The organism is Aquabacterium sp., from assembly GCF_048860245.1.
In the GTDB taxonomy this organism is placed as follows: Bacteria; Pseudomonadota; Gammaproteobacteria; order Burkholderiales; family Burkholderiaceae_C; genus Aquabacterium.
In genome coordinates this window covers 1-18,521 of record NZ_JBLIZW010000076.1, presented here as the reverse complement: position 1 = coordinate 18,521, position 18,521 = coordinate 1, and the positions used below count along the sequence as shown (strand labels likewise).

15 protein-coding genes and 1 pseudogene are annotated in these 18,521 nt (G+C 61.1%); 8 read left to right on the top strand and 8 right to left on the bottom strand.

Going from position 1 to position 18,521, the window contains the following annotated elements:
- Positions 1–1,834 (bottom strand): annotated as a pseudogene (locus tag ACMV18_RS09110) (glutamine-synthetase adenylyltransferase); the annotation flags it as partial.
- 134 nt (positions 1,835–1,968) lie between these two features.
- On the opposite strand from ACMV18_RS09110, the gene ACMV18_RS09105 reads away from it, so the two are divergent.
- A complete protein-coding gene (locus ACMV18_RS09105; protein WP_420817577.1) occupies positions 1,969–6,312 on the top strand; it encodes a YhdP family protein in 4,344 nt (1,447 codons plus the stop codon).
- Here the strand turns inward: ACMV18_RS09105 and ACMV18_RS09100 are convergent.
- A complete protein-coding gene (locus ACMV18_RS09100; RefSeq protein WP_420817576.1) occupies positions 6,287–6,985 on the bottom strand; it encodes a DUF4197 domain-containing protein in 699 nt (232 codons plus the stop codon). The two genes, ACMV18_RS09105 and ACMV18_RS09100, sit on opposite strands and share 26 nt — an antisense overlap.
- Positions 6,986–7,019: 34 nt before the next feature.
- Here ACMV18_RS09100 and ACMV18_RS09095 point away from each other — a divergent pair, with 34 nt between their 5' ends.
- Positions 7,020–7,514, top strand: a complete 495-nt coding sequence (locus tag ACMV18_RS09095; protein ID WP_420817575.1) for a TlpA disulfide reductase family protein — start codon at positions 7,020–7,022, stop codon at positions 7,512–7,514.
- 14 nt (positions 7,515–7,528) lie between these two features.
- Here ACMV18_RS09095 and ACMV18_RS09090 read toward each other — a convergent pair whose 3' ends face one another.
- Positions 7,529–8,680, bottom strand: a complete 1,152-nt coding sequence (locus tag ACMV18_RS09090; protein WP_420817574.1) for a hypothetical protein — start codon at positions 8,678–8,680, stop codon at positions 7,529–7,531.
- A gap of 247 nt (positions 8,681–8,927) precedes the next feature.
- On the opposite strand from ACMV18_RS09090, the gene ACMV18_RS09085 reads away from it, so the two are divergent.
- The 4 genes from ACMV18_RS09085 to ACMV18_RS09070 all read left to right on the top strand — a co-directional run bounded on the left by ACMV18_RS09085 (position 8,928) and on the right by ACMV18_RS09070 (position 11,691).
- A complete protein-coding gene (locus ACMV18_RS09085; protein WP_374257917.1) occupies positions 8,928–9,386 on the top strand; it encodes a PTS sugar transporter subunit IIA in 459 nt (152 codons plus the stop codon).
- Positions 9,355–9,624 (top strand): HPr family phosphocarrier protein, encoded by a 270-nt coding sequence (locus tag ACMV18_RS09080; protein ID WP_420817573.1) that lies wholly within the window; start codon positions 9,355–9,357, stop codon positions 9,622–9,624. The genes ACMV18_RS09085 and ACMV18_RS09080 overlap by 32 nt, the downstream gene beginning before the upstream one ends.
- 196 nt (positions 9,625–9,820) lie before the next feature.
- Complete coding sequence (locus tag ACMV18_RS09075) at positions 9,821–11,029, top strand: SphA family protein (protein WP_420817572.1); 1,209 nt, start codon at positions 9,821–9,823, stop codon at positions 11,027–11,029.
- 23 nt (positions 11,030–11,052) lie between these two features.
- Positions 11,053–11,691: a chalcone isomerase family protein gene (locus ACMV18_RS09070; RefSeq protein ID WP_420817571.1), complete on the top strand. Its 639-nt coding sequence runs from the start codon at positions 11,053–11,055 to the stop codon at positions 11,689–11,691.
- A 68-nt stretch (positions 11,692–11,759) separates the two neighbouring features.
- Here ACMV18_RS09070 and ACMV18_RS09065 read toward each other — a convergent pair whose 3' ends face one another.
- Genes ACMV18_RS09065 through queC form a run of 3 tightly spaced genes read right to left on the bottom strand, consistent with a single transcriptional unit; the run spans position 11,760 to position 15,006 of the window.
- A complete protein-coding gene (locus ACMV18_RS09065; protein WP_420817570.1) occupies positions 11,760–13,679 on the bottom strand; it encodes a M48 family metalloprotease in 1,920 nt (639 codons plus the stop codon).
- A gap of 14 nt (positions 13,680–13,693) precedes the next feature.
- Positions 13,694–14,287 carry a LemA family protein gene (locus ACMV18_RS09060; protein ID WP_374257925.1) on the bottom strand — a complete coding sequence of 198 codons (594 nt, stop codon included), beginning with the start codon at positions 14,285–14,287 and terminating at the stop codon, positions 13,694–13,696.
- On the bottom strand, positions 14,284–15,006 hold the full coding sequence (queC, locus tag ACMV18_RS09055) for a 7-cyano-7-deazaguanine synthase QueC (protein ID WP_420817569.1): 723 nt from the start codon (positions 15,004–15,006) through the stop codon (positions 14,284–14,286). Before queC ends, ACMV18_RS09060 begins: the two co-directional genes overlap by 4 nt.
- Before the next feature lie 137 nt (positions 15,007–15,143).
- On the opposite strand from queC, the gene ACMV18_RS09050 reads away from it, so the two are divergent.
- Positions 15,144–15,920, top strand: a complete 777-nt coding sequence (locus ACMV18_RS09050) for a ferredoxin--NADP reductase (RefSeq protein WP_374257928.1) — start codon at positions 15,144–15,146, stop codon at positions 15,918–15,920.
- A gap of 46 nt (positions 15,921–15,966) precedes the next feature.
- On the opposite strand, the gene ACMV18_RS09045 is transcribed toward ACMV18_RS09050, so the two are convergent.
- Positions 15,967–16,233 carry a DUF2061 domain-containing protein gene (locus tag ACMV18_RS09045; RefSeq protein WP_420817568.1) on the bottom strand — a complete coding sequence of 89 codons (267 nt, stop codon included), beginning with the start codon at positions 16,231–16,233 and terminating at the stop codon, positions 15,967–15,969.
- Positions 16,234–16,426: 193 nt separating this feature from the next.
- On the opposite strand from ACMV18_RS09045, the gene ACMV18_RS09040 reads away from it, so the two are divergent.
- Entirely contained in the window at positions 16,427–17,629 is a 1,203-nt protein-coding gene (locus ACMV18_RS09040; RefSeq protein WP_420817567.1) for an SMP-30/gluconolactonase/LRE family protein, read from the top strand.
- Here ACMV18_RS09040 and ACMV18_RS09035 read toward each other — a convergent pair.
- Positions 17,590–18,402 carry a sulfite exporter TauE/SafE family protein gene (locus tag ACMV18_RS09035; protein ID WP_420817566.1) on the bottom strand — a complete coding sequence of 271 codons (813 nt, stop codon included), beginning with the start codon at positions 18,400–18,402 and terminating at the stop codon, positions 17,590–17,592. The two genes, ACMV18_RS09040 and ACMV18_RS09035, sit on opposite strands and share 40 nt — an antisense overlap.
- Between the last annotated feature and the right edge of the window lie 119 nt (positions 18,403–18,521).

Genomic DNA, 18,521 nt, shown 5'->3' with positions numbered 1-18,521 from the left:
CCCAGGCGGTGTGGCGGTCTTCGAGGTCGCGCTGGTAGGCCGCGGCGTCAAAACGGCTGTCCAGCAGGCGCGGGTCGGCCAACTCGTCGATGACACCGGGGTGTCGCAGGAGGTACTGCATGGGCCACTTGGCCAGGCCCAGCAGGCGCAACAGGCGGTTGAGCACCTCGGGGCGTTCGTCGAGCAGGGCCAGGTAGCTGTCGCGGCGCAGCAGGGGTGTCAGCCAGTCCACAAAGTGGCGCACGGTGTCGGTACTCATGCACGGCGCGCCGTCCGGGCCCTCGGGGGCGTCCAGGGCAGCCTTGGTGGCGCGGCCAATCAGTTTGGCCAGACGCAGCTTGGCCGCATCGGACAGCAAGGCGACCTTGCTGTGCAGGGCGAACTGGCGTACGTGTGGCGCCAGGTCTTCCGGCAATTTGGCGAGGAACTCTTCGCTGTCCACGGGCAGCGGTGGCCCACCACAGCCCTTGCAGCCGGTGGCTTTGGAATCGCGGCCGTCGTGGAGCAGGGCATCGAATTCGGTGGCCACAAACTCGCGCACATTGCACAGGGCTTCGAGCATCTGGCAGGTGCTGGAGCGGCACTCGGGGCGGTCGGCGCTGCCTTGTTCGCGGGGGAGGATCCCCAGGCTGTTGGCGATCCAGGCGAGGTCGGCATCCTCAGTGGGCAGCATGTGGGTCTGCTGGTCGTCGAGGAACTGGATGCGGTGCTCGATGCGGCGCAGGAAGGTGTAGGCCTCGGCCAGTTTCTCGGCCTTGTCGGCGGGAATCAGGCCGCGAGCCGCCAGGCGAGGCAGCGCCTTGAGCGTGGAGCGGGTGCGGATTTCCGGGAACTGACCGCCGCGTACCACCTGCAGCAATTGCACGGTGAACTCGATTTCGCGGATGCCGCCGCGGGCCAGTTTGACGTCGTTGGCGCGCTCGGGGCGGCCGGCGGCGCGTCGGGTGGCCTCGTCACGGATCTTGCGGTGCAGTTGCCGCAGCCCTTCGAACACGCCGTAGTCAAGATAACGGCGGAAGACGAAGGGCATGACCAGATCGCGCAGGGCGAGGGCACGCTGGTGGTGTTCGCCGCCGGGCATGGCGCGCCGGGGCGCAATGATGCGGCTCTTGAGCCAGGCAAAGCGCTCCCATTCACGACCCTGAACGAGGAAGTACTCCTCCAGCATCCCCATGCTGACCACGGAGGGGCCGGAGTTGCCGTTGGGGCGCAGGGCCAGATCGACGCGGAAGACGAAGCCGTCTTCGGTGGTGTCGCCGATCAGGGTGGACAGCCGGCGGGCCACCTGGCTGAAGTATTCATGGGCGGTGATGCGACCGCGCACCACGCCGCCGTCTTCGATGCCTGTGGTGTGGCCCTCGTCTTCATAGACGTAGATGAGGTCGATGTCGGACGAAACGTTCAACTCGCGCCCGCCCAGCTTGCCCATGCCGATGACCCACATGTCAACGCGCTGGCCTTGGTCGTTGAGTGGTGCGCCGTGTTTTTGATCCAGCTCGGCCTCTGCCGCCGTCAGCGCACGATCGAGGGTGACCTCTGCCAATTCAGTCACCGATGCCGTGATGTCCAGCATGGGGGCGCCGGCCGTGACATCTTGGCAAACCAGTCGTTCCAGAACCAGCTGACGCGTGATCCGCAATGCCGAACCCAACTCCCGACCTTGTGACAGCAGATGATCGATCAGTGCCTGGATGTGTGCCGTACGAGGTGTGCCGGGGGCAGTTTGGGCGAAATGCTCCCATTCCACGCCATAGCGACGCCGTACGCGCTGCACAAAGCGTGAGTGATCGGCTGGAGCGTCTGTTTTGACAGCGTCGGACGGGAAATCAATCATGGAAGCGTGTGGCCGGCTGAGTGGTCTGTGCTAGGGTTATCGCTTGTCGATCCCTGAGGCTGTGATGCGGATGTTAGAGCAGCCGCGCAGTGGCTGCATTAGGTGGTTCGACTGAAGAAAAGTGTTGTTTTTGCATGTCTGTGTCGAGCCCCGTTTCTGAAACACACCAAGCAGCCGAAAGTTTGCGCCGTGGCTGGTTGAAAGCGTCCGCCTTTTTCGTCGGGCGCACTGGCCGACGTCTGCTGAAGTGGACGGGCGTCGCGTTAGGCACCATGTTGGCGTTGCTGGCAATTGCTTGGGGCATCGTCTTGACTCAAATTCTGCCCCGTGCGGATGCTTGGCGGTTTGATCTGGCTGAACAAGCCACACGGGCTTTAGGGGTGACGGTCCGGTTGGGGTCGGTGCAGGGGCAGGCTGATGGCATCTGGCCTACGCTGACCCTCAATCAGGTGGCGTTGTTGGATGAGCGCGGGCAGGTGGCTTTGTCGTTGCCGCAGGTGTCTGCGCGGATCTCTCTGGGCACCTTGTCGCCAGTTGCCTTGTTGTCCGGTGAGGTGCGATTGGATCGACTCACGCTGGTTCGTCCTGAGCTGGATGTGCGCCGGGACGCGTCGGGCGTCATCCACGTGGCTGGGCTCAAGGTTTCGTCCGCACGTTCGGCAGCAAATGGCGGGCAAAGTGGGCTGGACTGGGTGTTGTCTCAGCCTCGAATCCAAATTACCCAAGGCACGGTTCGTTGGACCGATGAGTTGCGCGGGGCGCAGCCATTGGCTTTGCAGCAGGTGGAATTGCTCTTGCGCAATGGCTTGGGGCTGGGGCGACGAAAGCATGAGCTGGCGCTGGCGGCGACACCTTCTGCGGAGTTCGGTCGTCGGTTTGAGGTCCGAGGGGACATGCACCAGCCTCTGTGGGCGACCTCCTCGACGCTGGACGTGAAAGAGGGCGATACCCCTGGCTGGTGGCAGCAACTGAAAGTGGGGCTGACCCGGCCGACGCATTGGCAGACGTGGTCGGGCAAGGTGCGCGTGACATTGCCGCATGTGGATGTGCAGCGGTTGAAGCAACACCTCAGTCTTCCCGTCGAGATCAATGGGGGGCGCGGTTCGGTCAGCGGTGAGCTCTCCTTGCGCAAAGGCGAGCCACGCAATGTGAGTGTGTCGCTGAACTTGCAGGATGTGCAGGTACGGTTGGCCGGGGATCTGAATCCCTTGGCCTTCAAGACTCTGGCCGGCGAGGTGGCCGTCCAAAACGAGCCCACAGTGTCGACACTGTCGTTCAGTCAGCTGGCTTTTGTATTGCAGGACGGCTTGAACTGGCCAGCCAGCAGTGGACGTTTGTCATGGCAGCACGCGGCCTGGAAGGGGGGATGGACGCAGGCGAACTGGGCATCAACGCAAGGCGGGAGCATTCAAGCTGAGCGTTTGGATCTGGCATTGCTGGCGCAGATCGCAGACCGTTTGCCGCTGGCTGAGGGGCTGCGGCAGCGCTTGTCCGAGATGGCGCCCCGTGGCGTGGTTTCCGGGCTGGATGGTCAGTGGGTGGGGCAGTTGACGGCGCCGAGCCACTACAAGCTCAAAGGGCAAGTGACAGGGCTTGGCTTGGCAGAGGCCAGTCAGAGTGAGCGTCCTGGCTTGAGTGGTGCGGATGTGCGCATCTCGGCCGACGAGCGAGGCGGGCAGGCTGAGCTGACGATGCGTGACGGATGGTTGGCTTTCCCCGGGGTCTTCGAGGATCCACGCATTGAGCTGTCGTCGTTGAGAGCTTTGGTCAATTGGACCGTGTTGCCTGCGGGTAAAGGGCTGACCGATGGCGTTGAGGTGAAGGTCACCGAAGCCAGTTTCGCCAATGCAGACGCGCAGGGGAGTCTGGCTGGAACGTGGCGGACGGGGCGAGGACAGCCTGGTCGAGATGGCAAGCCTCTCGCGTCCCTGCCGGGTGTCTTGGATTTGTCGGGGCGCTTGCAACGTGCGCAGGCCACGAGCGTTTGGCGCTATCTGCCGACGAGTATTCCATCTGGACCCCGAGAGTATGTGCACTTGGCCATGAAGAGTGGGCAAGGCGAAGACGTGAGCTTCGAGGTGAAGGGGAATTTGGACGATTTCCCCTTTGAAAACGACCAAGGTGGCCGTTTCAGAGTTCGTGTCCCTCTGAAAAATGTGACCTTGGACTATGTGCCGCCCTCCCTGTTGGGTTTGGCTCCGGGTGCCAAGGCAGGGTTTTGGCCAGCCTTTACCGGGCTGGACGGCTTGCTGGTGTTCGAGGGGCAGCGCATGCTCATTCAGGACGCCAACGGCCGCCTGGGGGGAGTGGGAACTGGCAATTTCGCGCTACGCAAGGTCGAAGGCCGAATCGACAATTTGGGGAGCCATGATCCGCATCTGACGATCAAAGGACAGGGCGAGGGGCCGCTGAATGATCTGATGCGCTTCTTGGCGCTGTCACCCATCAACGAGTGGACGGGGCATGCCTTGAGTCAGGCGCAGGGAACGGGCGCCGCAACGTTGCAGCTGTCTCTGGATATCCCCTTGGATCGCACGGAACAGACGAAGCTGAAAGCGGGTGTGCTGCTGACCGAGCGAGACCAGGCCAGTTTGCGGATCAGTCCGTCGGTGCCTGTGCTCTCCGCACTGAAGGGCACGATCAACCTCACCGAGTCGCAATTGAACGTGCAGGCGCGAGCGCGCGTGTGGGGCCACGATGCGACGGTTGAGGGCGCCAGAGGGACGGACGGCGTGATTCGGTTTGCTGCCCGCGGTCAAATGTCCGCAGAGGGGTTGAGGCAATCGCAGGAATACCCCATTTTGGCCAGACTTGCGCAGCACATGCAGGGCGAAACACCCTTCAATGTGGCCGTGACGATTGGCACCAAATCCGAGGTCACGGTGAGTTCCAGTTTGCAAGGGATGGGCACGACCCTGCCTGCGCCCCTGAACAAGCCTGCGCAGGCTGTGTGGCCCTTGCAGGTGACCCACCGGCTCGATGACGCGCAGGAGCATCAGGATGAACTGATTGTGGACGTCGGTAACCCACAGTCCTTGCACATGACATCGGCCACAACGCCGTGGCTGCGTGTGGATTACCGTCGTGACACTTCAGGGCCTGTCGCTCGGGTGACGCGAGGGCTCATCAGTCTGCAGCAAACCACGGGCCTTGGGGCGGCGCTGAGTTTGCCGGCCAAGGGCGTGACCGCTCAGGTGCTGGTGAATGCGCTGGATCTCGATGCGTGGACGCCGGTCGGTAAACAGGTGCTGGACATCCATGACGTGTCGGCGCCAGCGAATGCTCAGCCAACAGGGGACGCCGGGGAAAGCTATGTGCCTGACAGCATCTTGGTGCGCACGCCCAGCTTGACGCTGCAAAAGCGGACGCTGCGCGATGTGAACGCCTCGGTTGCACATCCTGAAGGTGGAGTGTGGCGCGTGCAATTGGCATCCCAGCAAGCTGCAGGGCAACTGGAGTGGGTGCCCGAGCGTGCGCCATTGGCCAAGGGCACCGCAGGCTCTCGGCTGATTGCGAGGTTGTCGCGTCTTGCTGTGCCCAAGGCCGAGGCGCAGGCCATTCAGGAAGATGCGACCGAGCAGATGCTGTCACCTGACGCCTCCTCGTTGCCGGCACTGGATGTGACCATCGATCAATTCGAGTGGGCGGGGCTGCCCTTGGGGCGCATCGAGGTGGAAGCGATCAATCGCCTGGCGGCCGGTACGGCTGGGGTGCCCGAGTGGCGATTGACCAAGTTCAGAATGAAAACACCCGAGGCGCAACTGGATGCGTCAGGCAGTTGGGCGGCCACCGTCGCCACGTCCGGAGGGAAAGCCAAGGTGCGCCCACGGTCCAACTTCACATTCGGTTTGGATCTGGCCAACAGCGGTGCCTTGCTGACGCGGTTGGGACTGCCCCAAACCATGAAGGGCGGTAAGGGCCGAATTGCGGGGCAGGTCAGTTGGTCTGGTTCGCCTCTGGAGCCGGACCCACCGTCCATGTCTGGCGATCTGACCATTCAAATCAGCGAAGGGCAATTCCTGAAAGTGGAGCCAGGCGCCGCAAAGTTGTTGGGGGTGTTGAGCCTGCAGTCCTTGCCTCGACGTCTGACGCTGGACTTCCGCGATCTGTTCCAGCAGGGCTTTGCTTTCGATGCCATTGACGGAGATGTCAAGATCACGCAAGGCGTGGCGGCCACGCGTAACTTGCGGATGCGTGGCGTGCAAGCGGTGGTGCTGATGGAAGGGCAAGCGGATCTGGCCAAGGAAACGCAAAACCTCCATGTTTACGTGGTTCCTCAAATCAACGCTGAGGGGGCGTCATTGGCCTACGCCGCCATCAACCCGGTCGTTGGCTTGGGCACGTTCATCGCGCAGTATCTGCTGCGCAAACAGATGGCTGACGTGACCACGCAAGAGTTCCTGGTGACAGGTCCCTGGGGGGACCCTCAGGTGGACAAGGTCGGTGATCTGCTTACAAAGCCCCGAAAACCTTCTTGAGGATGGCGCTGCCTGTGCCGACCGGGTCGCGTCGGATGCGACGCTCTTCTTCACCAATCACGAAGTACAGCGCGTCCAATGCTTTGGCGGTGACATGGTCTTGCACCGTCATGGCTGATCCCTTGACGACCCCAAACGCACTGGCTTTGCCGGCCAGTTCGTTGTAGCTGCGGGTGACGGCCAGTTTGTCCACCACTTGGTTGACCACCGGCTGAAAACGCCGCGTGAGAGGGGCTCGGGTCTTGGTGGCAAAGTACTGTGTCACCGCGTTGTCGCCACCTTGCAGGATGTTTTGCGCGTCTTGAATCGACATGCTCTTGATCGCATCGGCCAGCAATGGGCGAGCCAAGGCAACGGATTGTTCTGCAGCATGGTTCATGGCCGAAATCAGTTCATCCAACTGCTTGCCACGCCCCATGGTGCGCAGGATGGGGGATGCCTTTTCCAGCATGTCTGGCAAACCGATGCGAACTTTGTCGTTGCCCAGGAATCCATCGGCGGCGCCCAGCTGGGATACCGCCACGTCAGCGCCCTTGGACAGCGCGGCTCGCAAGGCTGAAATGGCGTCGGTGTTAGAGAAGCTTGCTGCCCAGGCGCTGCTTGGCACGAGATGAAAAGCCAACATGCTGGCGCTGGCGCCGCAGAGAGATGACAATACGTGTCGACGATTCATGGCAACTTTTCCTCTGACCACTGTGAAGCCTTCGATGATACTGAGCCGCCGCCTGTTTGCATGGATGCTGCCGCTGATGTTGGCAGGCTGTTTTCAGTCCGCGGTTCCGCAGATGCCCGACGTGCCCTATGTGCAGTTGGATGGCAGCGCACACCGCACCGCTGATCTGAAGGGCAAGGTACTGATCGTGAACTTCTGGGCAACCAGTTGCGCGACCTGCATCAAAGAAATGCCGGAACTGGTGGCCACGCATCAGAAGTTTCAGGCCCAAGGGCTGGAAACCTTGGCTGTGGCCATGTCCTATGACTCGCCAGAGTATGTTGCGCAGTTCACGCAAAGTCGACAGCTACCGTTCAAGGTCGTGTTTGACCGCGATGCAGGCGTGTCCAAGGCGTTTGGTGACATCCAGATGACCCCGACCACCTTTGTGGTCAACCGCCGCGGGGAAATCGTGAAGCGATTTGTGGGGGAGCCCGATTTTGCTGCGCTTCACAAATTGCTGGCGGAGTTGCTCAGTCAGCCTGTCTGATGGGCCTGTTCGCATCACATGATGCGGCCCAGTTCGTAAACCAGTGCTGATGGCAGTGCGGTATCCAGAACGTGACGCCCGACTTTGGCCATCCCATCGTGACAGGTGCTGGCCATTTCGAAATTGCCCACCCCCTCAACCAGTTCAATGAACACGAACTCGGGGACTTCCTTGCGGATGCTGGTGGCGAGTTGCTCAAAGTCTGCTGACCGGAGCGCGCCATCGAACACGATGGCATGGGGCAAGCCTTCCTGACAGAAGTCGATGGCGTCCTGAATCGTGTTGACGAAGTCGAGGATCAGTCCCATCGATTTCAAACTTTCTCTCATCCGAACCCGCAGGTCGCGACGAGAAGCCACGATCAAGACATGGCTGCCGGCCAGTGGGCGCGAGTTGACCGAGTCCAGGAAACCCAGCTGCGCGGGTTCCGGTTCCAGTGCGACGGGCGGGGCGATCGGAAATTGCAAGTGAACTCGGACGTGGCTGGCGCCAATGTCACGCTCCAGGCCGACGCCCATGGTCAGGGTGTACTGCTCCAGCAGCCGCCACTCCAACGTGCTCAGGCTGGCGCACAGGGTGTCCATGTTGATGGCGCTGAAGAAATCCTGAGGGTGGTGCTGAACCCGGCATGTCAGGCAAGCCTGCTCTGGCCAGCCTTGGGTTTCTACACGGATGTCAATCGTGCCTTGCGCGGCCTGCAGCCACCAGTCGACCAGCGCGTTGAGCAAACCAAACAACATGGAGGCATCGACTTGCGCCTCCGTGGGGGTCAAGGATTGCGTCAGCTGGATGCCGTGGTTATGCAGCTCCCTGGCACGATAGGCCAGCACACTTTGAAGTGTGTGCGTCAGATGAACGCGCTCGTGACTTTGACGAATGTGGCCGGAGGCCAGGCGGGCAATCTGCTGAGACCAGATACCGGCTTGACGTGCGCGATCCAGTTCCGCGCGCAGGGCGCGCAGGCCGAGACGATCGATCCGCCCGGTCGTGGTCATGGCGGTGACGCGTTCCAGCGCCGAAGTCAGCGGCTCAGCCAGCTCGCAGCCAACTTGCGCGAGCAAGGCGTGCCAGCGCGATAGGTCGTGCTCTGCCAAAGACTCGAAAGAGTCGGCATCGAATGGCTGGGACGTGAGTCCCGCCATGAGGCGATCTGAGGAGCTTGGCATGGCTGTTGGTGTAGGTGTTTTTTTGCAGTCTTTCGCAGCACGTTGTCGTGTGTCCATCCCCATTCACGGGAGTGCCAAGATCATTGTTTTAATAAGTGTGATCTTCTTCACGATTCTCGTCTTGTCAAGCGAGGTGCTTTCCGGGTTAGTACGAACATCTGGATTTCGACGATTTGCGATGAAAACGACGCCATCTGCAGCGTCGTGCTTTCAATTTCTCTGTGAGCGCGTCGATAATCTGCCCTGTATGCCTGGCCTCTTCATCATTGCGCACGCTCCTTTGGCTTCTGCCTTGAAACAGGCGGCTGCGCATTGCTTTCCGGAGGCGGCGCAACACGTCCAGATTCTGGATGTGCCCCCCAATTTGCCGATTGACGAAGTCGAAGCTCAGGCTCGCCTCTTGCTGGGGCTGGCTGAAGCATCCGATGCTCGGCGCGAAGTGCTGGTGCTCAGCGATGTGTTTGGCGCCACGCCGTGCAATGTGGTGCAGCGCCTGGCCGATGGCGTGCGCGTCAAGGTCATCACGGGGGTCAATGTGCCGATGGTTTGGCGTGCGATGAATTACGCCAGTGAGCCTCTTGAGGCCGTGGTGACCCGGGCGGTGGCTGGTGGGGCACAAGGTGTCATGCAGATCGCATCCAGCAGGCCGCACAACCAAGCGATCCAACCTACCCATGATCAAGACCACCGTCACCATCAGCAATAAGCTGGGTTTGCACGCGCGTGCTTCGGCGAAATTGACGAAATTGGCCAGCAGCTTTCCGTGCGAGGTTTTTTTGACGCGCAACGACCGTCGGGTCAATGCCAAGAGCATCATGGGTGTGATGATGCTGGCCGCAGGGATCGGGACCTCTGTGGAGTTGGAATGTGATGGGCCGAAAGAGGATGAGGCCAGCCAGGCCATCCTCGCGCTGATCAACGACAAGTTCGGTGAGGGCGAGTAAACCCTAGTACGGTGAGTGCTACTGATCGTCACAACTTGTCATGAACAAGCCCGAAAGCGTGTTTTTTTGTAGCTTTGGGGAGACAAGCCCTTAACTTAAGGGCGGCGAGTCAGGGCACAGTCTCCCCTACACCCTGAGGAAATCGGCTGACGTGAAGAGCAAGCCGTTTCACATACCGTTTGAAGACCAAGGAGTCATGATGGTTCGCCAAGTTCGTTCTACGCTGTCTGTATCTGTTGCGCCCGCAAAGCTGTCTGCCGTTGTCCTGGCTGTCGTTGCTGCGTCGAGCGCCATGGCGGCCGATAACGGCCTGCAGCGCTACTCGCCTGGTATCGGCGGTAGCGACATGACCACGCCGCTGGTGCCAGGTTGGTACGTCCAAATGCCGATGGTGGCTTACCACGCCAACAAGGTGAAGGGCAATGACGGCAAGGATGCAATGGGTGCAGGCGTGGTGACTCCGGACCCCGCAAATGCCCAGCAGACGGCCTTGTTCAATGCCGCTGGCTATGCCGCAGGCGTCACCGCCACGTACAAGACCAAGTTGAAGGCTGAAACGTATGCGCTGCAGCCTCGCGTGACGTACTTGGGTACGAATCGTCTGTTCGGTGCGAACGTGGGTTTCACGGCCATGTTGCCGCTGGTGCGCCGTAAGCTGGACTTGTCTGCACAAGACGTGTCTGTGCCTGATGCCTTCCGAACCAGTATCACCGGTGTCTTGACCGCCATGAACGGTGGCAACGCGGCATTGGGCGGCGCCGCTGCGGCGGGTGCGATCGGGAATATTCAGGCAGGCGTTGCAGCGAAGGTCTCTGCTGCGAGCAGCGCGACGCTGGGTTTTGGTGACGTGGAAGTGTCGCCGGTACTCCACTGGGAAATTGGTGATCATCAAGCCGTGACCTTTGCGCCAACGATCGTGCTGCCGACAGGTGATTACGACGCCACCACCCGTACCAACGCAGGCTACGGCAATTTCTTCACCTTCCGTCCTTCCGTTCAATACGCCTACATTGGCGACGGCTGGGATGTGGGTGCGCGTTTGGTGCTGTCCTTCAACACGCGCAACAAGGACAACGGTTACTTCTCGGGTAACGTTGCCAACGTCGACTGGCAGGCCATGAAGTTCGTGTCGGATGACGTGCGTGTGGGTTTGCAAGGCTACTTCGTTCGTCAGTACACCAATGACACGCAAGATCTGAGCGGTTACTCAACCGTGCAGCAGCAGACCTTGGCCAAGACCATCGTGAATGGCAACAAGATCAGCGTGAATGGCGTGGGGCCTGCTGTGGGTTGGCTGAAGAACGGCGGCGAAATGCTGATCGAAGGCAAGTTCCTGAAGGAATTCGACGCGCGCAACCGTACCGAAGGTCAAGCTGTGTGGCTGACTGTCTCCAAGCCCCTGTGATGTAACTGGTTGGAGGTTCAACCATGCGTGATCAGATCAAGAAGCCCGAAGGGGTGGATTCGCTGCGTCGTCAACTGATGATGGGTGCGGCTGCTTCGGCGATGTTGCCTTGGGCGTCGACCGCTCAGGCCGCAACGGAACTGGAAGGCGTCGAGCTGGATGACTCGGTGACGGTGAACGGGCAAAAGCTCATTTTGAACGGGGCAGCGGTTCGTAAACGCGGTTACTTCAAGGCGGACGTGACCGCTTTGTATCTGCCCAAGAAGACGAGCAACCCGGATGCCATCTACAAGCTGGATGGTGTGCGCCGTATTCAGCTCAACATCTTGCGGGAATTCACGTCCTCCACCATTTCTCGCATCTTCCTGGCTGACTTCAAGCAGTCTGCAACGGATGATGAGTTCAAGCGTTTGATTGGCCCGATTGGTCAGATCGGTTCCGCCTACGCCAACGTGAAGAAGGTGTCGAAGGGTGATGTGGTCAACCTGGACTGGATCCCCGGCACCGGCTGGACCGCTACGCACAACGGCAAACTGCTCACCATGGACGGTGGCGGTAGCGCGATCAAGGACGAACTGGCTTACCAGATCTACCTGCGGATGTACATCGGCCAAGGCGCGCCTGAAGAGTTGCGCAACGGTTTGCTGGGCATCAAGAGTTGACCCTGACGCTTCGAGAAAAAAGGCCACCGGTTCGGTGGCCTTTTTTGATGCCCGGGTGGCTCCCCATCTCACTGAATCCGGCGGTAGTGTGTTTCCAGCATCGGGGGCAGTGGGCAGGCGAGCAGGCACGCCATCAGCCGCAGAGCGTCCGCATGGCGATCCGATAGCAAGCCCGTGGAGCTCAGGTTGATCGTCTCTTCGACCCAAGCTTTGAGCAGCAAGGGGCGCTGAAGCCACGAGAGCTCCTGAACCTCTGCCAGGCTGTGCATCAGGGTGTCTGCATCTGGCGCATTCAATGCTTGCGCAATCGGGTCGGGCATCCCGAATCGATTCATGACGCGAGTGCACCAGAGGTATCCACGCTCGGTGATCTCGGGCTGATCCTCGCTCTCCGGAATGACGCGAGCAAGATAGGCGGTGAGGTTGCCTGCGTGCACGAGGTCCTGGGCGGAGAACTGGGTTGGTGTTTCGTCAGAAATGCTCAGCGGCGCCAAGCGAGCAGACTGCGTCACGCGTTGGGTGTCCAGGCGGTGCCGCAAAGTGAGCCACCAAAGTCGCTCCAGCGGGGTCACGCGCCCGTCAGCGCGCAACAAATCACGGGCTTCTTCAATCAGCTTGCGCTTTTGTTCGATTGGGTCGCCGCTCATTTGTGCCGTCATCCGCTCGAACTCGGGAAGGCGACGTTTCGGGTGCAGGTGTTGCACGTCCTCCAGAATGGCGTTGGCATGCGTCAACCCGGTTGCAATCTGACGCCACAGCTTGAGTTCACGGTGGTTCTCTGGGTCCATCATCAAGCCCAGAACGACCAGGCGACGCTCGGTTGGGCCTTGGCGGCGCTGCAATCTCGCGAGGGCGTCTCGGTCGTCGTGAAGGGGGGTGCTCATGGTGGGAGCCGGATGATCTGCAGACGTTGACAGGGCACTGAGCGGGATCACAGGGGCGTTGACGAACCCTTTGGTGCTGGGTTCTGCGGTCGTCCGTGTGTGTCGTGCTTCGTTGACTTCCTCGCGCAGGATGGGGGCGGGGATGGGCGGCAAGACAGCGCCGCAGATTCGGGCAATGCGTGCCTGAATCGGAGGGTGACTGGAGAGCCAGTTCATGCCCGGCGGCTCGTACAGCAGCAGCGAGGCCACCATCTCCGCGGCGGGACTGTGCATGGTGGCAGTCAGGGTTTGCTGGTCGTGCCAGACTTTTCGCAGCACGTTGCCGATGCCATCGCGGGTGCGTGTGAACTGGATGGCACTGGCATCTGCCAAGTACTCGCGCTGACGCGCGATGGCTGCTTGCAAGCCACGGCCAGCCAGCCACCCCAGCCAGCCAATGATGGACAGGACCAAGCCAATGAGCCAGGCGGCTGAGTTGACCCGACCTTGCTCGTCAGCAGACATCAGTGAGCGACCATAGCCATGGACCAGCGACAGCCCCCATACCAGGGCCAGCAGTCGCATGGTGAGTGGGAGATCTTCTTCTTTGATGTGACCGAATTCATGCGCCACCAAGCCTTGCAATTCGGCTCTGTTCAAACGCTCCAGAGCGCCGCGGGTGACGCACAAGGCGATGTCGTCGTCGCCCCACCCCGCGACCATGGCGTTGATGGCATCTTCACGGCGCAGCACGAACACGCGTGGCGTGGCTTGCCCGCTGGCCAGTGCCATTTCATCGACGACGTTGAGCAGGCGTTGTTCCAGGCGCGAGTCGGGGTCGTTGATCTCCACGCCACCTAACCAGTGCGCGACACGCGCGCCTCCCCCCTCGCGTAAGCGAGCGGTCTCGATCCAGGCACCGCCGATGACGAACAAGACCACCACGGCCGTGTTCGTTTCAAAGAACAGGGCGGGGTAGCCAGCTCCGATCGGAAGGACCAGCTTGACGAGGAGCGCCAGGAACAGGTTGACGGCGGCGGTGAGGGCCACAAGCAGTACGCCGAACCAGGCAAACAGGTGCAGGGTCTTGCGATGAGCCTTCCATTGATGCTGGCGAAACTGCATGTTTCAGTCAAACCTCAGAACGTCACTTTGACAGGGGCGCGCTCGGCGTCTGATGTGGTCGCATGCAGCATTTCTGCGCGCTTGAAGCCAAAAATGCTGGCGACCAGGCTGGTGGGAAATTGCTGCGCGGCGTTGTTGTAATCCAGCGTGGCATCGTTGAACAGTTGGCGCGCAAAGGCCACCTTGTTTTCGGTGTGCGTCAGCTCTTCGCGCAGCTCGTGCATGTGCTCGTCGGCCTTGAGTTCAGGGTAGGCCTCCATCGTCACTTTGAACTTGTCCATGGCACTGGCCAGCACGCCTTCGGCCAGCCCGAGGCTCTTGATGGGGCCGGATTGGTTGGGGTTGGACTTGACCAGATTGGTGGCTGCCAGCACTTGTGCGCGCGCGGCGGTGACCCGCTCGAAGGTTTCGCGTTCGTGCTCCATGTACTTGCGTGCGACCTCGACCAGATTGGGGATGAGGTCAAAGCGACGCTTGAGTTGCACATCGATTTGTGCAAAGGCGTTGGTGATCTCGTTGCGCAGGCGGATGAGTCGGTTGTAGGCACCAACTGCCCAGAACAGCACGATGGCACCGATCGTGAGGATGACGATCTGAGACGTGTTCATTGCGGGTCCTTCAAAGTGGCTTGCAGAAACTCGTTGTGGCCGTCGCGGCGCAATGCGCAGGCCGGACACTGACCGCACCCATAACCCCACGCATGGCGTTGTGTGCGATCACCCAGGTAACAAGTATGGGTGTGCTCCACGATGAGTTCATTCAAAGTGTGTCCGCCCAGGTCCTGGCTCAGTTGCCAAGTTTGCGCTTTGGTGAGCCACATCAAAGGGGTCTCGATGGTCATGGGGCTGTCCAGACCCAGGCTGATGGCCACTTGCAGGGCTTTGAGGGTGTTGTCGCGGCAATCGGGGTAGCCAGAGAAGTCGGTTTCGCACATGCCACCGACGAGCACCGACGCGCCGCGCCGATAGGCCAGTGCAGCGGCAAAGTTCAGAAACAACAAATTACGGCCTGGCACAAAGGTGTTGGGCAAACCATTGGCCTGCATTTCAATGGCACGCGATTCGGTCAGCGCGGTGTCCGAGATCTGGCCGAGCAGGCCGAGATCCAGCAGGTGATCGGCGCCCAGTCTGGCGTACCACTCAGGAAACTGCTCGTGGATGGCCTGACGCACGCGCGTGCGGCAGTCGAGCTCCACTTTGTGGCGCTGTCCGTAGTCGAAGCCGATCGTTTCGACATGACGGTAGCGCGACAGGGCCCAAGCCAGGCAAACGGTGGAATCCTGCCCGCCAGAGAAGACGACCAGGGCGGTACGGGGATCGAGAGACATGATCTGGCGCAAGAAATGTTTTATGACTTTTTGAGCATAGCTTATGCCCGCGGAAAAGCCCCGAAACTGTGGGGTAAGAGGCAGCAAGCGCCCTTGATCTGAGGGACAATTCAGGGTTTTCGTCAGGACCTTCCAACATGGCCGCGTTCAATCAAGAGACCGTTACCCACGTTCACCACTGGAACGACACGCTGTTCAGTTTCCGTACCACCCGCGATCCGGCGCTGCGCTTTGCCAGCGGTCACTTCGTGATGATCGGTCTGGAAGTGGATGGCAAGCCGCTGATGCGCGCGTACTCGATTGCGAGCGCCAATTACGAAGAACATCTGGAGTTCCTGTCCATCAAGGTGCAGGATGGTCCGCTGACATCGCGCCTGCAGCACTTGAAGGTGGGCGACAAGATTCTGGTGAGCCGCAAGGCAGTGGGCACCCTGGTCGTGGACGACCTGAAGCCTGCCATGAACCTGTATCTGTTTGGTACCGGTACGGGCCTGGCGCCGTTCATGAGCATCATCCAGGACCCTTACACCTACGAGAAGTTCAACAAGGTGGTGTTGGTGCACGGCGTGCGTACCGTGTCCGAACTGGCTTATCACGACTTCATCAGCGAAGAGCTGCCCGACCACGAACTGTTGGGCGAGTTGGTGCGCGAGAAGCTGCTGTACTACCCGCTGGTGACGCGTGAGCCTTTCCGCAACCAGGGGCGTCTGACCGACCTGATCGTCAACGGCAAGATGGCCGAAGACCTGGGGCTGCCACCGCTGAACCCGCATACCGACCGCGCCATGATGTGCGGCAGCCCATCGATGCTGACCGATCTGTGCAAGATCCTGGACGATCGTGGCTTCCAGATCTCGCCGTCGCAAGGCGTGGCTGGCGACTATGTGATCGAGCGCGCTTTCGTCGAGAAGTGATGCGCTCAGCCAGACCGAAGGGTCTGGCTTGCCCTGAAGATCGAGATCAGGCCCCGGCTGCGTGCCCCGCACCGGGGCCTTCTCTTTGCATGCTCGTGCTGGGGGTGCTGCGCACCGTGCGTGCAATCGCTTGGCGAGCGGCTTCGACACGAGGGTGATCCCAGTACTTGTCGAAGAAGTAGTGCATCACGGTGTTGACGATGGGCTCCACAAAGGTGACCACACCCGCCACGGCCATGCTGCCGGTCATGGCGTACGTCACGGTGAAGGCAGTGATCACGTGCATGACGCCGAAGGTTGCTGTTTTGGCCATGGTGCGCTCCTCAGTAAGGACTCTTATCAAGAATGGTTCTCATTGTGTGTGGCGTACGGTTGATTGTGAATTCAATCATCTGAATTTTGTCGATAGCTTTCTTTCATTGACTGGTGAGAATCAGGAGATCCCCGGACGGCGATGGTGCGAAATCTGACTTACGCTGTGGTCGGATGAATGCAAAGGACATGACATGAAGCGCAAAGCGTTGGGGCGGATGTATTGGCTGGCCTCCTGGGCGACCCCATTGGTCGCCGTCGCGGCTTATCTGGCGTTCTGGCCTGTGGTGATCGAGCCCGCAGCCTGGTCCCCGCAAGCCAACGTGGGTTACACGGGCGCGCATGTGGTCAACGACAAGTTGGCCGGGCTGAAGCAGATTGCTTTGCAGGCAGGGCAGGAGGGCCCGGAGTTCTTGCTGCCGCATGCCGGGCATCTGTATACCGGTTTGGCCAATGGCGATGTGCTGCGGATGCAGCCTGACGGACAAGGGCAGACGCTGGTGGCCAACACAGGCGGGCGTCCTTTGGGGCTGGACGTGGATGAGCAAGGGCGCCTGCTGGTGGCTGATGCGATGAAGGGCTTGGTGCGGATCACTGGTCAGGGGTCGCAAGCCAAGGTGGAGGCGGTGCTGACGACCGTGCCTCATGGTGGCAGCGAGGACCCGATTCGGTATGCCGACGCGGTCAAAGTGGGGCCGGGTGGCGTGATCTGGTTGACCGATGCCTCGACTCGCTTTGGTGCCCGGGACAACGGTGGCACCTTTGAGGCCAGTGTGCTCGACATCCTGGAACACAGTTGCACGGGGCGCTTGATTGCGCTGACGCCAGCCGGGCAGGCGCGCGTGGTGATGGATGGTTTGTGCTTCCCCAATGGCATCGCGTTCTCGGCAGATGGGAAAGCGATGTTCTTGTCGGAAACCGGGACCTACCGAGTGCTCAAGGTCGATTTGTCCAGGTTGGACGCAGGGGCTGGCGCAGGAACGGCTGCGGTGTCGGCGGAAGCGGCATTGGCACAAGGGACGGCCAAGGTGATCCTTGATAACTTGCCGGGTTACCCGGACAACTTGTCGCGCGGGGCAGATGGTCGCTTGTGGACTGGCCTGACCAAGCCGCGCAGTCCGGTGATCGACTTTGCTGGTCCTTACCCTTTCATCCGCTCGCTGACCCTGCGTTTGCCTCGGGCCCTGTGGCCGGTGCCCAAGCCTTATGGTCACCTGATCGCCTTTGACGAGTCGGGCAAGGTGCTGGACGACCTGCAAGATCCCGCTGGGTCGTATCCGGAAACGACCGCTGCGGTGGAGATGGACGGCAAGCTGTTTGTGCAGAGCCTGCACGCGCACAGCGTGGGCTGGATGCCTTACAAGGGGCCTGCGCTGGCCGTCCAGGCAGAGAAGTAAGGGCCCCAGGCGTCCCAGCCTGTTTTGAGGATGAGGGCGCCCACCACCCACAAAAAGGCATGGCGTACAAAGCTGACCCCGTGCTTCAGCGCGAGGTGCGTGCCGACCGAACTGCCGACGATGTTGGCCACGGCCATGGGCAGTGACAAGGCCCAGACCACGTGTCCGTGGGGAATGAACCAGGCCAGGGCGGCCACATTGGTGGCGAAGTTCAGGCGCTTGGCCGCGGCGCTGGCATGCAGGAAGTCCCAGCCCAGCAGGCGCACCAGTGCGAACACAAAGAAGCTGCCGGTGCCCGGGCCGAACACCCCATCGTAAAAACCGATGAGCCCGCCGATGCACGTGGCAACCAGCGTTTCGGTGCGCGCAGACCAGTGGGGTGCGTGGTGGTGGCCCAGGTCCTTGCGCCACAGGGTGTAGATCCACACGGCGGCCAGCACGACCGGCAGCGCCACCCGAAAGCGGGTCGCCGGGATCAAGGTGGCCAGCCACGCGCCCAGTAAGCCGCCCAACATGGCCGCGACGATGGCCCCCATCAGCCGGGCCGAGGGCAGCTTCACACGCCGCGCGTACTGCAGCGCCGCCCAACCCGTGCCCCAGATGGACGCGGCCTTGTTGGTGCCCAGCAGTGTGGCCGGCACGGCCTGCGGGAAGAGGCCAAACAGCGAGGGCACGATGATGAGCCCGCCGCCGCCCACGATGGCGTCCACCAGCCCGGCACCGGCCGAGGCCAGCAGCATCAGGCTCACGTTGGTGAGGGTGAGGTCGAGCATCACAAGCAGGCTTCAAAGCAAAGAGCCCGGCAGGGCGCCGGGCTCGTGTCAGTGCAGAAGAGTGCGAGCCGATCAGCTGCGCACTTCGCCCTGGCCCAGCACCACGTACTTCAGCGAGG

Excerpts from the sequence above, each read along its gene's own strand:
- ACMV18_RS09105 (WP_420817577.1), top strand. The coding sequence starts at position 1,969 with ATGTCTGTGTCGAGCCCCGTTTCTGAAACACACCAAGCAGCCGAAAGT.
- ACMV18_RS09100 (WP_420817576.1), bottom strand. The coding sequence starts at position 6,985 with ATGAATCGTCGACACGTATTGTCATCTCTCTGCGGCGCCAGCGCCAGC.
- ACMV18_RS09095 (WP_420817575.1), top strand. The coding sequence starts at position 7,020 with ATGATACTGAGCCGCCGCCTGTTTGCATGGATGCTGCCGCTGATGTTG.
- ACMV18_RS09090 (WP_420817574.1), bottom strand. The coding sequence starts at position 8,680 with ATGCCAAGCTCCTCAGATCGCCTCATGGCGGGACTCACGTCCCAGCCA.
- ACMV18_RS09085 (WP_374257917.1), top strand. The coding sequence starts at position 8,928 with ATGCCTGGCCTCTTCATCATTGCGCACGCTCCTTTGGCTTCTGCCTTG.
- ACMV18_RS09080 (WP_420817573.1), top strand. The coding sequence starts at position 9,355 with ATGATCAAGACCACCGTCACCATCAGCAATAAGCTGGGTTTGCACGCG.
- ACMV18_RS09075 (WP_420817572.1), top strand. The coding sequence starts at position 9,821 with ATGATGGTTCGCCAAGTTCGTTCTACGCTGTCTGTATCTGTTGCGCCC.
- ACMV18_RS09070 (WP_420817571.1), top strand. The coding sequence starts at position 11,053 with ATGCGTGATCAGATCAAGAAGCCCGAAGGGGTGGATTCGCTGCGTCGT.
- ACMV18_RS09065 (WP_420817570.1), bottom strand. The coding sequence starts at position 13,679 with ATGCAGTTTCGCCAGCATCAATGGAAGGCTCATCGCAAGACCCTGCAC.
- ACMV18_RS09060 (WP_374257925.1), bottom strand. The coding sequence starts at position 14,287 with ATGAACACGTCTCAGATCGTCATCCTCACGATCGGTGCCATCGTGCTG.
- queC (WP_420817569.1), bottom strand. The coding sequence starts at position 15,006 with ATGTCTCTCGATCCCCGTACCGCCCTGGTCGTCTTCTCTGGCGGGCAG.
- ACMV18_RS09050 (WP_374257928.1), top strand. The coding sequence starts at position 15,144 with ATGGCCGCGTTCAATCAAGAGACCGTTACCCACGTTCACCACTGGAAC.
- ACMV18_RS09045 (WP_420817568.1), bottom strand. The coding sequence starts at position 16,233 with ATGGCCAAAACAGCAACCTTCGGCGTCATGCACGTGATCACTGCCTTC.
- ACMV18_RS09040 (WP_420817567.1), top strand. The coding sequence starts at position 16,427 with ATGAAGCGCAAAGCGTTGGGGCGGATGTATTGGCTGGCCTCCTGGGCG.
- ACMV18_RS09035 (WP_420817566.1), bottom strand. The coding sequence starts at position 18,402 with ATGCTCGACCTCACCCTCACCAACGTGAGCCTGATGCTGCTGGCCTCG.